This is a genomic window from Photorhabdus antumapuensis (assembly GCF_020387775.1).
In the GTDB taxonomy this organism is placed as follows: domain Bacteria; phylum Pseudomonadota; class Gammaproteobacteria; order Enterobacterales; family Enterobacteriaceae; genus Photorhabdus; species Photorhabdus antumapuensis.
The window spans coordinates 15,583-34,415 of sequence record NZ_JAHZMK010000039.1 but is presented as its reverse complement, the minus strand read 5'-3'; the positions used below and the strand labels follow the sequence as shown (position 1 = coordinate 34,415).

Annotated in this window: 1 protein-coding gene and 1 pseudogene; both read left to right on the top strand. The window is 49.9% G+C overall.

Annotation, left to right across the window (positions count from 1 at the left end; all coding sequences use genetic code 11):
- Positions 1-288 precede the first annotated feature (288 nt).
- Positions 289-493: pseudogene (locus KZ793_RS15380) on the top strand (transposase); the annotation flags it as partial.
- A gap of 1,296 nt (positions 494-1,789) precedes the next feature.
- Complete coding sequence (locus KZ793_RS15375; RefSeq protein ID WP_225816143.1) at positions 1,790-18,160, top strand: non-ribosomal peptide synthetase; 16,371 nt, start codon at positions 1,790-1,792, stop codon at positions 18,158-18,160.
- Positions 18,161-18,833: the final 673 nt, after the last annotated feature.

The following is an 18,833-nucleotide window of genomic DNA, read 5'->3' as shown; positions in this document are numbered from 1 at the left end:
TTAATATTAATCATTTAATAACTAATGCTGATAATTTCAAATTAATTTCACTTTTTGTATTAATTATGTGATGCATATCACATTTATGATGTTTTATTTCAGGATGAAATCACTGGCAAAGTGATGATTGTCGTAAATCGGTGATGAGATATTATCTTTTCTGATTATGTGAGGATTTATCCATGCTAATCTTGCTTTTTACCTACCGCTCGATCTGCCAGAAGATCACTTAACCTAAATCCTTTATAATTGTATGGGATAAATAGCATGATTTGTTGTCGTCATTGCTCTCCCTGGGAAAGGGGAGAGCAATGAAAATATTAATGGGTTAATCAGGCAATACTTTCCAAAGGGAACCAAACTTAATGAAGCCTCTAAGCAGGAAATAAATTTTGTGGTAAACCGATTAAGTAATCGCCCCCGAAAAATTTTGGGTGGTAAAACACCCAATGAATTATTTAAAGGAATACGGATGTGTTTACTTCCAGAGTAACGATGTTGCACTTATTATGTGAATCTGCCATTTCAAAAAAATAAGAGAAGTGATAATTACCATATGAGTTATTTAGTCAAGTTTTTGTTATTATTGATTGGGGTTTAATCTAATCTGGTTTTCTTTTCTATATATAAAAATATGTTTCATTGTGTGGTTTTTATTTTTATAAATTATTAAGAGTAATTAATGTGAATCTTAAAAATAACCGTATGTTTTTCGTTGTTAATATTGGTTAATTTAATTAAAAGTCTGGTTTTGACATTAAAATAACGAGTGATAATCAACATGAAAATTGAATAATATAATCTCTATATATTTTCCTGCTGTATGGAAATTAAACAATATTAGAATAAAACTACAGGTTAATAAATGTCGCAGGGCATCAAGTAAATTACCTTGTAGAACGATTTACTTGAGATATATTGTCTTTTAATTAATGGTTCACTGCATAACCTATTGTTTTATAAAAATAATATTTGTTGTGGGATAGTGTGTAATAAAGTCATTTCTAGTTTTAAATTGTTTCTCTATGGTATTGAATGTAATAATGTTTATATTGGTTTTATCATCTTATTATTATAAAATAATATAATGAATTTAATTTTAATTTGTATTGGTTTGTTTACGGTATTTACATTAATGATATTATTTATTTGTTGAAAAATAGTGTGTTATGAATTATTTTTAACCCATCTTATATTTTCAAATAATTGAATATATAGGGTGGGCTTGTAAATATTTAATAATTTCATTTGTGATTGAGGTGTTTGTTCATTGTTAATATAAGGAACTTATTTTATAGGTAATTATCGAAGTAAACTTTTTGATAATTGCAGGTTAATTTATTCGGTTTTTCTTGGTAAATACGTCATTTGTTTCTGAAATAATTTCAATTAGATATTAATAGAGAATAGATAAAATACAATGGTGATTTGGTATTTATACATAATTAAATGCAGTTAACGGTTCCATTTTTAATGATGGAATTCAGTATCAACTAATTAAAATGGCAGTCAATTAATCGGGCCTATCTAAAAAACAGGGACAAAAATAGAATGTTTTATTCCAGATTATAAGATGAATTATTGATTTCACTGTCAGGAAAATTAGTGTCAAAAATTTGTTAATTAGTCGTTATTAACCGGGCTATGGCATCCCGTATCTGCATATTTTGAATTGATGTCAGATGTATCGGTTTTTATTTCTTGGGGGCAAGAAGTAAGAAAGAAATATGTGTGATGGCTGTCAGACATGACAGTTTTCAAATTTCTAACAGATTCGTTGAGGTCGTAAATGAAAGATAGCATTGCTCAAGCAGGAAGTGCTTTTAAAGCTGAACTCCTCTCTCAGACGTCAGAAAATATAACCAACGTAAATGACACTTTACCACCGACTCAGAATGTAAAGAATATTCCCCAGACGTTTACTTCCAGTGAATCATTTTGGTATGAACGCCTTGCTGCTTTGCAACCCCTTCAATTACCTTTCGAAACCGCCGGAGAGCAAGCGGAACCCTACTGGGTAATCAGTGACTGGCACTCCCCATTGCCAAAAAATGGTGAAGAAGAGCCACTGCGAACGTTGTTACAGGCATTCGTTATCTATCTTGCGCGTTTGACTCAGCAGACTACATTCCAAATCGGTTGGTGTGTGGATGGCGTAAGCGATACCTCGGCAGATCTGGCACCGGTGGTGCCAATGGTCGTTGAGGTGGCGTTTGATAAGCCGTGGCATGTGGTAGCTAACTGGCTGGATGGTGAGCTTGCCCAGTTGGCCCGGCATCGTACATTGAGTCATGATTTTCTTGCCCGTTCTCTTTCATTACAGGTTATCTCGGCGTCAACTCGTCGGCTGTGGCGGATCGCCGTTGCTGCCATAACGGAGGATAGACCGTGTGATCAGGCGGTGCCCGGCGAATTGCTGACGCTCCAAATCAATGCGCAGGGTGGTTTTCGTTGGATCTATGATAAAAATCGCCTGAGCACGGAAGTGGTTCTGCGCATGGGTGAACATTTACAGATGCTGGCAGCGTCAAAAGGGCAGGGAGAGGCAGTTCCTATCTGGCAGCTTAATTTGTTATCTGAGGCTGAACGTAGCTTGTTACTGGAAACCTGGAATGCCACGGAAAGCCCTTATCCTGACCCATTATGTATTCATCAATTGTTTGAACAACAGGCAGCGCAAGCCCCGCATGCCACGGCATTAGAATATCAAGAACAGACCCTCAGTTATGCGGAATTGAATACCCGTGCTAACCGGCTGGCTCATCAACTGATTGCGCTGGGCGTTACACCGGACCGGCGGGTAGCGATTTGTGTGGAACGTTCCCCGATGATGGTGGTGACATTGCTGGCGGTACTGAAAGCCGGCGGGGCTTATGTGCCGCTGGATTCAACTTATCCGCGGGAACGTCTGGTGTATATCCTGAATGATAGTGCCCCGTCAGTGGTACTGGTTGATGAAGCTGGTCGAGCGGCGCTGGGCGAACAGGCGCTGGTAGGCGTGACGGTATTTGATCCGAATATCCAACTTGACCAGCCCGACAGCAATCCGCAGATCCCAGCGTTAACGCCACAGCATCTGGCTTATGTCATTTACACCTCCGGCTCAACCGGGCAGCCGAAAGGGGTGATGGTAGAGCATCAGGCGATTTATCAACGTTATCTGGGTTTTAATGATACCTACGCTGTCACCGCACAAGACCGGGTATTGCAATTTGCCGCGTTTGCGTTTGATGTCTCAGTGGAAGATTTTTTCTCGTCATTATGCAACGGCGCCACACTGGTTATCCGGGATGATAGCTGGCTGGCGTCGATACCAGAATTTGTTGCTTTAACCCGACAATATCGTATTACGGTGATGTCACTGCCGACTTTATTCTGGTCTGAATTGGCAGCCAGAGATAATGGATTACCGCTGCCAGATTGTCTCCGGCTCATCATCATTGGGGGTGAGGCGGTGAAAAAGAGTGCCATTCAGGACTGGTTTAGACAAGCAGGCCACCGGCCTCGGTTGTTGAATGGTTATGGTCCGACGGAAAACACCGTGACGGTGACCTATAAGGACGTGTTATCGCCGGAGGATGTCCGTTCTATCGGCAGACCGGCTAAGAATGCCCGTATCTACCTGCTGGACAAATATGGCGAACTGGTACCGGTAGGTTGCGTGGGCGAGATGTATATTGGTGGCGTGGGTGTGGCACGAGGTTATCTGAACCGGCCGGCGTTGAGTGTGGAACGTTTTATGCTGGATACTTTTAGTCCGGTATCTGGTGAACGGATGTATCGCTCTGGGGATTTGGCCCGCTACCTGCCGGACGGTGACCTGGAATTTCTGGGCCGTAACGATGAGCAGGTTAAAATTCGCGGTTTTCGGATTGAATTGGGGGAAATTGAAACCCGACTGACGGAACACCCGGCGGTACGGGAGGCGGCGGTGTTGGCACTGGACGGCGATCAGGGCAAACGGCTGGTGGCTTATGTGGAGGCGGAAGCGAATGAGCGATTGGCTGCTGATTTGCGTGAATACCTGAGTGCCATTTTGCCTGACTATATGGTGCCGGCGGCCTTTGTGCGTCTGGATACCTTCCCGCAGACCCCGAGCGGCAAGTTGGATCGTCGGGCGTTGCCTGCGCCCGGGGAAAACGATTTTGCCCGTCAGATTTATGAAGCCCCACAAGGGAAGGCTGAGATCACGCTGGCGGACATCTGGCGTGAGTTATTGGGCATTGAACAAATAAGCCGGCATGACAGTTTCTTTGCGTTGGGCGGTCATTCCCTACTCGGCGTGCAGATGATTGAGCGCTTGCGCCACTTGGGTTTGGCACTGACGGCGCGTGATCTGTTCCAGTCTCCGGTGCTGTCAGTGTTGGCTCAAACGTTGGGACAGCATCAGGCTGTGATAGTACCGCCTAACGTCATCACTCCAGCCACCACGGCGCTGACGCCGGAGATGTTGCCGCTGATTGATTTGGTTCAGACTGACATTGACCGCATCGTCGAGCAGGTACCGGGGGGAATGACTCATATTCAGGATATCTATGCGTTGTCGCCGCTACAGAACGGCATCCTATTCCACCACCTGTTGGAACAGGAAGGTGACCCCTATCTGGTGCTCTATCCGGTGGCTTTTGCTAATCGGTCTTTGCTGGACCGTTATCTGGCGGCGGTACAACAGGCGGTTGATCGCCATGACATCTTGCGGACGGCGTTTATCTGGCAAGGATTATCAGTACCGGCGCAGGTGGTCTGGCGTCAGGCGACCTTGCCGGTGACTGAACTGAAGCTGGACCCGGCTGATGGCCCAGTCATTGACCAGTTAACCCGGCGTTTTGATCCTGTTCAATATCGTCTTGACTTGAGTCAGGCACCGCTACTGCATTTTGTTGTCGCTCAGGAAACCGATGGTCGCTGGTTTTTACTGGAATTACAGCATCACTTGATTGGTGACCATGAAACGATGGAAGTGATGCACCGTGAAGTGCAGGCTTATTTTGCCGGACAGGAGGAGTGCCTACCTGCTCCGGTGCCGTTCCGTAATCTGGTGGCTGAGGCTCGGCTTGGGGTGAGTCAGGAAGCGCATAGCCGTTTCTTCACGGACATGTTGGCGGCAGTGGATGAACCCACGCTGCCGTTCGGGCTGACGGGTGTGCATCGTGATGGATCTCAGAAGACCGAATCTCACCGGATGTTGGTTCCTGAGCTAAATCACCGTCTGCGTGGTCAGGCTCGACGTTTGGGCGTCAGTCTGGCGGCGTTGTGTCATCTGGCTTGGGCGCAGGTGTTATCGCGCACCAGCGGGCAGGAGAAAGTGGTGTTTGGTACCGTCCTGTTTGGGCGCATGGCCGTGGGGGAAGGGATGGGGTTGTTTATCAATACCTTACCACTGCGGCTGGATATCGATGAGACCCCGGTACAGGACAGTGTGCGGGAGGTGCATCTGCGACTGGCCGGGTTGTTGGAGCATGAGCATGCTCCGTTGGCGTTGGCTCAACGATGCAGTGGGGTTGACAGCGGTGTGCCACTCTTTAGTGCTCTGTTGAACTATCGCCATAATGAGCAGCCAGATCCTTTGGATGAAACGATGGCCGGGATTGAATTCTTGGGCGAACAGGAGCGTACTAACTATCCGTTTGTGCTGTCGGTGGAAGACGGTGGCTCTACGCTGGGTCTGACTGCTCAAGTAGTACAGCCGTTTGATCCGGAAAGCCTATGCGGTTATATGCAACAGGCACTGGAGAGTCTGGTGGAAGCCCTGGAGCAAGCCCCAGAAATGCCCGTTCGGGGATTGGAAATCCTGCCGGAAGCGGAGCGTACCTTGTTGCTGGAAACCTGGAACGCCACGGAAACCGTCTATCCTGATCAGTTATGTGTCCATCAGTTGTTTGAACAGCAGGTGGCGAAAACTCCAGCGGCGACGGCGCTGATAGCCGGAGATAAAACGCTAAGCTATAGGGAACTGAATACGCGTGCTAACCAGTTGGCTCATCAGTTAATCGAACAAGGGGTTTATCCCGGTGATCATATTGCGCTCCTGTTAGAGCGATCGATAGAACTGGTGGTGGCCCAGTTGGCGATTCTTAAAGTCGGCGCCGTTTACGTACCGGTTGATCCCAGTGTGCCGGATGAGCGGAAAAACGGGTTGATAAATGATTGTTCCGCTCGGTTGCTGCTCACCGATACACAGACGGATATGCCGGCTAACCTGGCTGTTCCGCTGCTTCGTTTCTCAGATGAGACAGACACGAACAAAGAGGAAGATTGCCTCAACCCCGATTTACCGCATTCCAGCGCCGATTTAGCGTATATCATGTACACCTCCGGTTCTACCGGTACACCCAAAGGGGTGTTGGTACCGCATCGTGCTGTGGTTCGGTTGGTCATTAATAATGGCTATGCTGAAATCGGCCAAGATGACCGGGTTGCCTTTACAGCTAATCCGGCTTTCGATGCCAGTACATTTGAAGTCTGGGCACCGTTGCTCAATGGCGGGGCGTTAGTGGTTATCGATCGCGCCACGTTATTAACACCACCGGAGTTAGTCCGGGTTTTACAGGCTCACCACATCACAGTGCTGTGGCTGACTATCGGATTGTTTAACCGGCTGGCGGCAGAGTTATCCTCGGTTCTTCCGCAGATTAACATCCTGATTTTCGGGGGAGATATCCCCGATTTACATGTGATTGCTCAGGTTCTGGATAATCGTCCGCCACAACAATTATTACAAGCTTATGGTCCAAGTGAGGGAACCACTTTTACCACCATGTACCCTATCGTGGCATTAGCGCAGGGAGTGACCCGAATCCCCATTGGCCGACCGATAGCCAATACACGTATTTATCTGCTGGATGCTTACGGTTTGCCGGTACCATCAGGTGCGATCGGTGAGATTTATGTGGGGGGAGATGGGGTTGCTTGTGGCTATCTTAATCGCCCTGACCAGACGGCTGAACGTTTCCTGACAGATCCATTTAGTGATCAACCGGATGCGCGCATGTACCGGACCGGGGATTTAGCCCGTTATCTGCCGGATGGCAATCTGGAATTCCTAGGCCGTAATGACCAGCAGGTTAAAATCCGTGGCTTCCGCATTGAACCGGGTGAAATTGAGACGCGTCTGGTAGAGCATCCGGCGGTGCGTGAGGCGGCGGTGTTGGTGCTGGGTGATGGGCCGGACAAACGGCTAGTGGCCTATGTGGTGGCAGAAGCCCATGAGGGGCTGGCGATTGGTCTGCGTGATCACTTGAGTGCCATTTTACCGGATTACATGGTGCCGACAGCTTTTGTGCGTCTGGATGTATTTCCGTTGACCTCGAACGGTAAGTTGGATCGTCGGGCATTGCCGGCACCGGACAATGAAGCTTTGGCTCGTCAGGTTTATGCTGCGCCACAAGGCGAAACGGAAATGGCGCTGGCAGCAATTTGGCGTGAATTACTGGGGATCGAACAGGTCAGCCGATATGACAGCTTTTTTGCCTTGGGCGGCCACTCGTTACTCGCTGTACGGATGGTTGAACACCTGCGTCACTTGGGGTTGACGCTGGCAGTGCGTGACTTGTTCCAGTCGCCAGTGTTGTTTGAATTGGCACAAACACTGGGGCAGCACCCGGTTATGGTGGTGCCACCGAATGTGATTACGTCAGCGACGACGAAAATCACTCCAGAGATATTGCCGCTGATTGATCTGACTCAGGCTGAGATTGACCGTATCGTCGGGCAGGTGCCGGGTGGGATGACGAATATTCAGGATATCTATGCCTTGTCACCGTTGCAGGACGGTATTTTGTTCCACCACTTACTGGCAAACGAAGGTGATCCTTATCTGGTGGTCAGTCAGATGGCCTTTGCTGACCGGTCTCTGCTAGATCGTTATTTAGCGGCAGTGCAACAGGTGATTGATCGCCACGATATTCTGCGCACCGCCTTTATCTGGCAAGGATTGTCAGTGCCAGCACAGGTCGTCTGGCGTCAAACGTCTTTATTAGTGACTGAATTGACGCTGGACCCGGTTGATGGGCCGGTTAGCGATCAACTGGCTCGACGTTTTGATCCCCGTCATTATCGTCTCGATTTGGCTCAGGCACCGCTGTTACGTTTTGTGGTGGCGCAGGAGACCGATGGCCGATGGTTGTTACTGGAATTGCAACATCACTTGATTGGTGACCATACCACCATGAAAGTGATGAACCGTGAAGTGCAGGCGTACCTTGCCGGGCAAGGGAATCGCCTGCCTGACCCGGCTCCTTTCCGCAATTTGGTGGCTCAAGCCCGGTTAGGGGTGAGTCAGGAAGCGCATATCCGCTTCTTTACTGACATGTTGGCGGCGGTGGATGAGCCCACGCTGCCGTTCGGGCTGGCGGATGTGCATCGTGATGGATCGCAGGAGATAGCATTTCACCGGATGCTGACAACCAGCTTGAATGACCGTCTGCGTAGCCAAGCCCGGCGTTTGGGGGTCAGTTTGGCGGCGTTGTGTCATCTGGCCTGGGCACAGGTACTGTCGTGTACCAGTGGTCAGGAAAAAGTGGTGTTTGGCACGGTACTATTTGGGCGCATGGCGGCGGGAGAAGGGGCTGACAATGGTATGGGGCTGTTTATCAATACCCTGCCGTTACGGCTGGATATCGATGATACGCCGGTGAGTGATAGTGTACAGGCCGTACATACCCGGCTGGCGGGATTGTTGGAACATGAGCATGCTTCACTGGCGTTGGCTCAGAGATGCAGTGGGGTTGCCAGCGGTACGCCACTTTTTAGTGCCCTAATGAACTATCGACATAATGATCAGCTTGATCCTTTGGATGAAACGATAGACGGGATTGAATTTCTGGGCGAACAGGAGAGCACTAACTATCCTTTTGGAATGTCGGTAGAGGACGATGGTGCCACGTTGGGGCTGATCGCTCATGTGGTGCAACCGTTTAAGCCGGAAAGCTTGTGCAGTTATATGCAGCAGGCGCTGGAGAGTTTGGTCGAGGCGCTTGAACAGGCCCCAGAGACACCGGTACGAGCATTGAATATCTTGCCTGAAACGGAACGCACGTTGTTACTGGAAACCTGGAACGCCACGGAGAGCCCGTATCCTGAGGCGTTATGTATTCATCAATTGTTTGAACAACAGGTGGAGAAAACCCCGCAGGCCACGGCGCTGGTGTATCAAGAGCAGACGCTGAGTTATGCCGAATTAAATGCCTGTGCCAACCGCCTTGCCCATCAACTGATTGCGTTTGGCGTAACCCCGGATCAGCCGGTAGCCATTTGCGTGGCTCGATCCCCGACAATGGTGGTGGCATTGTTGGCGGTGCTGAAAGCGGGTGGGGCCTATGTGCCGCTGGACCCAACTTACCCGGGGGAGCGTCTGACGTATATCCTGAATGATACCGCCCCATCAGTGGTATTGGCTGATGCGACCGGACAGGTTGCACTGGGTGACGAGGCGCTGGCCGGGCTGACGGTACTTGACCCGAATATCCAGCCTGACCTGCCGGATAGTAACCCGCAGGTCCCGGAGTTGACGCCACAGCACTTGGCTTACATCATTTATACCTCCGGTTCAACCGGGCAGCCGAAAGGGGTGATGGTAGAACATCAGGCGGTGTATCAGCGTTATCTGGGGGTTAATGAACTCTATGCTGTCACCGAGCAAGACCGGGTGTTGCAATTTGCCGCTTTTGCGTTTGATGTTTCAGTGGAAGAGTGCTTCTCGTCATTATGCAACGGAGCTACGTTAGTTATTCGCGATGATAGCTGGCTGGCTTCAATGCCGGAATTTATTGCCTTAGCCCGGCAGAATCGTATCACGGTGATGTTTCTGCCGACTTTATTCTGGTCTGAGCTGGCGGCCAAAGACAACGGATTACCGCTGCCGGATGATCTCAGGCTCATTATCATTGGCAGTGAGGCGGTCAAAAGGAACGCCATTCAGGACTGGTTTAGGCAGGAAACCTACCAACTCCAGCTATTGAACGCGTATGGCCCGACGGAAAACACCGTGACGGCGACCTGTAAAGCAATATTATCCCCAGAAGACGATCGTTCTATCGGTCGGCCGATTAGGAATACTCGCGTCTACTTACTGGACAGAAACAAGCAACCTGTGCCATTGGGCTGCGTAGGCGAAATGTATATTGGTGGCGTGGGGGTGGCACGGGGTTATCTGAACCGGCTGACATTGAGCGAGGAACGTTTTATACCCGATCCCTTTAATCCGGTGTCTGATGCACGGATGTATCGCACAGGAGATTTAGCGCGTTATCTGCCGGACGGTGAACTGGAATTCTTCGGTCGTAACGACCAACAGGTTAAAATTCGCGGCTTCCGGGTTGAGTTAGGGGAAATTGAAACCCGGCTGGTGGAACACCCGGCGGTGCAAGAGGCGGCGGTGTTGGCGCTGGATGATGAGCTGGGCAAACGGCTGGTTGCCTATGTGGCGGCGGAAGCGTATGAGGGATTGATTGCTGATTTACGTGAACACCTGTGTGCCGTTTTACCTGACTATATGATACCGGCGGCCTTTGTGCAGCTGGATAGCTTCCCGCAAACCCCGAATGGCAAGCTGGATCGCCGGGCGTTACCAGCGCCGGGGGAAGCGGCGTTTGCCCGTCAGGTCTATGAAGCGCCGCAAGGAAAGATAGAAACGATGCTAGCGGCTGTCTGGCGTGAATTACTGGGCGTTGAGCAGATTAGTCGACATGACAGCTTCTTTGCATTGGGCGGCCATTCACTGCTCGCCGTGCGCATGATTGAACGATTACGGCGTGTCGGTCTGGGCGTATCGGTACAAACGCTATTTCAACATCCAACACTCTGTGTTCTGGCACAGTCTCTGGTTCAGCATGATGAAATCCAGGTGCCTGACAACGGTATTACACCGGATACGACGGTACTGACACCGGCGATGTTACCGCTGATTGATTTGACTCAGCCTGACATTGACGACATCGTCGGACAGGTACCGGGCGGGATAGCGAATATTCAGGATATCTATGCGCTGTCACCGTTGCAGGATGGTATTTTGTTCCACCATCTGCTGGAGAATGAAGGTGATCCCTATCTGTTAATCAGCCAGATGGTTTTTGCTGACCGGGCGCTGTTGGATCGTTATTTGGTGGCGATTCAACGGATCATTGATCGGCACGATATCTTACGTACTGCCTTTATCTGGCAAGGATTGTCAATGCCGGCACAGGTGGTTTGGCGGCAGGCCCCATTGTCAGTGATGGAATTGACACTCAACCCGGCTGACGGTTCGGTTAGTGACCAGTTAACCCAGCGTTTTGATCCCAGTCAGCATCGTCTTGACCTGAGTCAGGCGCCGCTACTGCGTTTTGTTATCGCGCAGGAAACTGATGGTCGCTGGTTGTTACTGGAATTGCATCATCACTTGATCGGTGACCATGAAACGATGGAAGTGATGCACCGCGAAGTTCAAGCGTATCTAACCGGTCAGGAGGAGAGCTTGCCGGTGCCGGTTCCTTTCCGCAATTTGGTGGCGCAGGCTCGGTTGGGTGTCAGTCAGGAAGAGCACACTCGCTTCTTTACCGAGATGTTGGCCGCGGTGGGTGAACCGACGCTGCCGTTCGGATTGACGGAGGTGCATCGTGATGGTTCGCAGGTGACGGAATCCCATCGGATGTTGGTTCCTGAGCTAAATGACCGCTTGCGTAGTCAGGCTCGGCGTTTGGGTGTCAGTCTGGCGGCGCTGTGTCATCTGGCTTGGGCTCAGGTATTATCCTGTACCAGTGGTCAGGAGAAAGTGGTGTTTGGTACGGTGCTGTTTGGGCGTATGCAGGCGGGAAATGGTGCTGACAATGGTATGGGGTTGTTTATCAATACTTTGCCGTTGCGGCTGGATATCGATGAGACCCCAGTACGGGCCAGCGTGCAAGCTGCCCATACCCGACTCGCCGGATTATTAGCCCATGAGCATGCTTCACTGGCACTGGCCCAGCAGTGCAGTGGGATTGCCAGCGGTACGCCACTCTTTAGTGCCCTGTTGAACTATCGGCATAATGCTTTGTCGGCAACGTCAGATGAACTGATCAGCGGTATTGAATTTCTTGACGCACAGGAGCGAACCAATTACCCATTTGTGCTGTCGGTGGAGGATTTTGGTGAATCTCTGGGGCTGACGGCTCAGGTCGTGCAACCGTTTGATCCGGAAAGCCTGTGCGGTTATATGCAACAGGCGCTGGAGAGTCTGGTAGAAGCGTTGGAGCAAACCCCGGAGGCACCGATACGGGCGTTGAGCATCCTGCCTGAAACGGAACGCACGTTGTTGCTGGAAACCTGGAATGCCACGGAAACCGCCTATCCTGATGCGTTATGTATTCATCAATTGTTTGAACAGCAGGTGGAGAAAACGCCAGCGGCGACCGCGCTGATAGCGGGAGATAAAACCTTAAGCTATACGGAACTGAATACGTGTGCTAACCGGTTGGCTCATCAGCTAATCGAACAGGGGATTCGCCCGGATGACCATGTTGCGATCCTGTTAGAACGATCGATGGAACTGGTGGTGGCCCAATTGGCTATCCTCAAAGCTAGCGCTGTTTACGTGCCAGTTGATCCCAGTATGCCGGATGAGCGGAAAAACGGGTTGATAAGTGATTGTTCCGCCCGGTTGCTGCTCACCGATGCACGGACTGATATTCCGGCTAACTTGGCTATTCCGCTGTTGCGTCTCTCGGATGAGAAAAGTGCGAACAGAGAGCAAGATCGTATCAACCCTGATTTGCCGCGTTCCAGCACAGAATTAGCGTATATCATGTATACCTCCGGTTCTACCGGTACACCCAAAGGGGTTTTGGTACCGCATCGTGCTATGGTCCGGTTGGTCATCAATAATGGTTATGCCAACATCGGACCGGAGGATCGGGTTGCCTTTACGGCTAATCCCGCTTTCGATGCCAGCACGTTTGAAGTCTGGGCACCGTTGCTTAACGGTGGTGCTTTAGTGGTTATTGACCACGCCACGTTATTGACACCACCGGAGTTAGTCCTGGCTTTACAGGCTCACCGCATCACGGTTCTGTGGCTGACTATCGGGTTGTTTAACCGACTGGCGGCAGAGTTATCTCCCATTCTCCCGCAAATTAAAATCCTGATTTTCGGGGGAGACATCCCCGATTTACAGGTGATAGCTCAGGTTCTGGATAATCGTCCGCCACAACAATTATTGCAGGCTTATGGCCCGAGTGAGGGAACCACCTTTACCACTATGTATCCTATCAAGGCGTTACCACTGGGAGCAACCCGAATCCCTATTGGTCGGCCGATAGCGAATACACGTGTTTATCTGCTGGATGCTTACGGTCAGCCGGTACCGTCAGGTGTGATCGGTGAGATTTATGTCGGTGGCGATGGGGTCGCCCAAGGTTATTTCAATCGCCCTGAATTAACCGCCGAACGTTTCCTTGTCGATCCGTTCAGTGATGACCCGGAGGCACGCATGTACCGCACTGGGGATTTGGCTCGCTATTTGCCGGACGGTAATCTGGAATTCCTGGGCCGTAATGACCAGCAGGTTAAAATCCGGGGCTTCCGAATTGAACCGGGAGAAATTGAGGCGCGTCTGGTAGAACACCCGACGGTGCGTGAGGCGGCTGTGCTGGCGTTAGGGGATGGGCCGGACAAACGGCTGGTGGCTTATGTGGTGGCACCTGCGGATGATGGGCTGGTGAATCGTTTGCGTGATCACCTGAGTAAAATTTTGCCTGACTATATGGTGCCGTCAGCCTTTGTGCGTCTGGAGGCGTTTCCGTTGACACCGAACGGTAAGCTGGATCGTCGGGCGTTACCCGCACCGGATAGTGAAGCTGTTGCCCGTCAGGTTTACTCAGCGCCACAAGGCGAAACGGAAATGGCGCTAGCAGCGATTTGGCGTGAGTTGCTGGGAATGGAACAGGTCAGCCGGTATGACAGCTTTTTTGCACTGGGCGGCCATTCATTGCTCGCTGTACGCATGATTGAACGTCTGCGTCACTTAGGGTTGACACTGGCGGCACGTGATCTGTTCCAGTCTCCGGTGCTGTTAGATCTGGCCCAAACGTTGGGACAGCATCAGGCCGTAATCGTGCCGTCTAACGTCATCACCCCGGAAACTACGGCGTTGACACCGGAGATATTGCCGCTGATTGATTTGACTCAGACTGACATTGACCGCATCGTCGGGCAAGTGCCGGGTGGGGTGGCCAATATTCAGGATATCTATGCCTTGTCGCCGTTGCAGGACGGTATTTTGTTCCACCATTTACTGGCAAACGCAGGGGACCCGTATCTATTAACCGGTCAGATGGTCTTTACTGAGCGAACTCTGCTGGACCGTTATTTGGCGGCGGTGCAACAGGTGATCAATCGACATGATATCCTGCGTACCGCCTTTATCTGGCAAGGGCTTTCAGTGCCTGCCCAAGTGGTTTGGCGTCAGGCATCCTTGTCGGTGACTGAACTGACACTGCACCCAGCCGATGGATCGGTTAGCGGGCAATTAACTGAGCGTTTTGATCCCCGTCACCATCGTCTGGACCTGAGCGAAGCACCGTTATTGCGCTTTGTGGTGGCACAGGAAACAGATGGCCGTTGGATTGTTCTGCAATTGCTGCATCATCTGATTGGCGACCATACCACGTTGGACGTGATGAACCGTGAAGTACAAGCTTATCTGGACGGACAGCAGGAGAGCCTGCCTGCTCCAGTATCGTTCCGTAATCTGGTGGCTGAGGCCCGGTTGGGGGTGAGTCAGGAAGCACATATCCGTTTCTTTACCGAAATGCTGGCGGAGGTGGATGAACCCACATTGCCGTTCGGATTGACGGAGGTGCATCGTGATGGCTCCCAAGTGACGGAATCGCAGCGGATGTTGGCACCTGAGCTGAATGACCGTCTACGCAGTCAAGCTCGGCGTTTGGGGGTGAGTCTGGCGGCTTTATGTCATCTGGCTTGGGCGCAGGTGTTGTCGCGTACCAGCGGACAGGAACAGGTGGTGTTTGGTACCGTAATATTTGGACGCATGGCGGTAGGGAAAGGGGTTGACAGCGGTATGGGGCTGTTTATCAATACCTTGCCATTGCGGCTGGATATCGATGATACGCCAGTGCGTGATAGTGTACAGGCGGTACATCGCCGACTAGCGGGGTTGTTGGAACATGAACATGCCTCACTGGCGCTGGCCCAGCGTTGTAGTGGTGTGCAGGATGGCGTTCCACTGTTTAGCGCTCTGTTGAACTACCGACATAATGATCAGCTGGATTCTATGGACGAAACGATGGACGGGATTGAATTCCTTGGTGCGCAGGAGTTTACCAACTATCCGTTTGCCTTGTCGGTGGAAGATTTTGGTGACGCACTAGGGCTGACGGCTCAAGTTGTCCAACCGTTTGAGCCGGAACGGGTATGCGGCTATATGCAACAGGCATTGGAGAGCTTGGTGGCGGCATTGGAACAGACCCCGGAAACGCCGGTACGGACATTGAATATCCTGCCTGAAATTGAAAGTATGTTGATGCTGCAAACTTGGAACGCCCCGGAAACGGCAGCATATCTTGATCCGTGGTGTATACATCAATTATTTGAACAACAGGTGGAGAAAACCCCTGACGCGACCGCGTTAGTGTATGAAACACAAACCTTCAGTTATGCCGAATTAAATGCCCGCGCTAATCGGTTAGCCCATCAGCTAATTGCGCTAAGTGTAGAACCGGACCAGCGGGTGGCGATTTGCGTGGCACGTTCACCGGCAATGGTAGTGGGATTATTGGCGGTGCTGAAAGCGGGCGCGGCGTATGTGCCACTCGATCCGGATTATCCGGGCGAACGTCTAACGCATATTTTGGCTGATGTCTCACCGGTTATTTTACTGGCCGATGACGTCGGGCGTACCGTGTTGGGCGAGAACGTGCTGACTGGGTTGACCGTGTTTGATCCGAATACATTGCCTGACCAGCCAGACAGCAATCCACAGATACCTGAATTAACCTCACGACATCTGGCGTATGTGATTTACACCTCTGGCTCGACCGGCACCCCGAAGGGCGTAATGGTTGAACATAGGCAACTGGTCAGTCAAATTACGTCGCTGAACACGAAGTGGTCGTTTAACGCATCTGACCGTCTATTGCAATTTTGCAACCCTTCTTTTGATGTTTGTGCATCAGAAATATTTTGCGCAATAACACAGGGGGCACAATTAGTTTTAAGGACAAATCAATGGATCTTGAGTGCGCAGGAGTTCTGGCGTCTGTGTGAGTCTTATAAAATTACCTACATTGCAATACCGGCCCAATTCTGGCGGATAATATCAGATGTTAATGAAGGCGATATCTATCAGGGCGTAAGGATTATTTGCATTGGTGGGGAAACGATATCTGATCATGAGTTACAACGTTGGTTATCGGCTCACCGTGAATACCCTGTTTTGGTTAATTGCTACGGCCCTACCGAAGCCACGATTACCACGACGATATCTTGCCTGAACGAAATGGCAGGGCAGGCCAATATCATTGGCCGTCCGCTGCCGAATACACGTGTTTACTTGTTGGATGCCCAAGGTCAGCCAATACCGCTAGGAGCAGTGGGAGAATTGTATATTGGCGGGGCCGGTGTAGCACGGGGTTATCTCAATCGTCCTGAGCTGACCACGGAATATTTCCTTGCTGATCCGTTTAGTGATAACCCAGAGGCCCGGATGTACCGCACCGGGGATTTGGCTCGCTACTTGCCGGATGGCAACCTGGAATTCTTGGGGCGTAACGACCAGCAGGTGAAAATTCGGGGCTTCCGTATTGAACCGGGTGAAATTGAGGCTCGGTTAGTGGAACATCCTGCGGTAAGTCAATCTGTGGTGCTGGCGCAGGCGGAAGGGCAGGACAAACGACTGGTTGCTTATGTGGTGGCGCCAGCGGATGAAGGGTTGGCGAATAGCCTGCGTACTCACCTGAGTGCCATTTTACCTGACTATATGGTGCCGTCAGCCTTTGTGCGTCTGGACGCGTTTCCATTGACGCTAAACGGTAAGTTGGATCGTCGTGCGTTACCGGAGCCGGACAATGAAGCGTTTGCTCATCAGGCTTATGAAGCGCCCCAAGGCGAAACGGAAACCGTATTAACGGCGATTTGGTGTGAATTGCTGGGGATTGAGCAGGTTAGCCGATATGACAATTTCTTCGCGTTGGGCGGCCACTCATTGCTTGCTATGCGAATGATGAATCTTGCCGCCGGTCGGGGTTTGATTTTTACATTGAATGTTTTGTTCCAATTCCCGGTGTTGTCCGAATTGGCATCGAAAATCACCTCGGATTTATTGTCTCTGCCACAAAGCGAGGCTATATCGGTACGACCTGACGGAATAGGGCTGCCATTGTTCTTTGTTCCCAGTGGCATGGGTGACTATTCCTATGTTTTCGGACTGGCTCAACATATCCCGTCGGGCTACCCGATTTATACGCTGCCTTGGCCGTCTATTCATGAAGAACCGATGTCAACGATGGAAGAGCAGGCTGCCAGAATGATCACCTTGATGAAAGCGGTACAACCCGTAGGCCCATATCGGATAAGTGGCTACTCTTCCGGTGGGATATTGGCTTATGCCATTGTCCAGCGGCTTTTGAGTGCTGGCGAGCGGGTTAATTTCTTGGGGTTAATTGATACGCCGGCGCCGCATTATTTTGGCAAAGAGGCTATGCAGCCCAAATACCATTTCTTTACTGAGCTGGCCCGGCAATCAGGGGAGGAATACAAAGAAGAGATTGCGGCGTTATACCGGCGAATTGATGAGTTGAATTTGGTGCAGGTTATTGTAGCGGCACAAGCTTTGGCGTTATATCCGGCAAGTCTGCGTGCTGATGTGATTGCAAAACGTTGGGAGCAGATCGAACATTACGCGCAAATCGTTGCGGATTATGAGCCGTCGGCATTAGCAATAACGTTGCATCAGTTCTACGCGGTGGAACCTTCTCCCGCTATTTCTTTTGTGATGGATGAAAAGCCGGAGTCCGTAAATATAGAGCCGTCATTAGGTTGGGAGCGGGTCATGCCCGATACTTCACTTAAGTTGATTGCTATTCCGGGTAACCATTTTAGTTTATTGGAGGAGGATGAAAATAAAATCGCTTTAGCTCAGATTTTGAATAGGGCGTTGACAATCAACTATGACAAGGAGGCTTCGTAATACTGATATATTAAGGAGGTACTCAATTATTTAGTTCTGGTGTGAGAATCCGGTATGTATTTATTATACCGGATTTTTTATGCATTAAAATAGAATAAGGGAAGTTATCATTCTCATATAAGTTATTTTTTAGGTTTCTTTGTTATTATTGTTGCTATTTTATATTGTGTGATCTCAAACGGATTTTATTGTTGATTTTATTTTGTTTTGTTGATTGCCTTGGTATCAAAATTATATTTTTAATTGTAACGTTATTGTTGGGAATATTTCTTGTAATAGATAATTATGAGAAGATAATCGAAGATATGATCATGGCAATGTGTTTTTGGGTGGTGACATAGGATGCTTTAATTACCCTTAATTTCATGATCTCGCTTTAGAATATATTAGGTTTATTTTAAATACCTGTGATAATTAAGAGCCTACCTATTAGAGGTAATTGTTGCTGGCTGTTCTTATAAATGAACAGTAAATACGGACAGTGCGGAAAATCCGGGGTATACACGCAGTATGTGAGGGGTGATTCGCCTCGCTTATGGCAAAAAATAGCCCTCTTGGATAGGCAATAAATGTATGTGTTGGGAGGAGTATGTAATTGAATAATATTAAGCTTTATCCTAGCTTGCACCACGTGTTGGTAAATATTGCGGAGCGTCAGAAAAATAACATCACA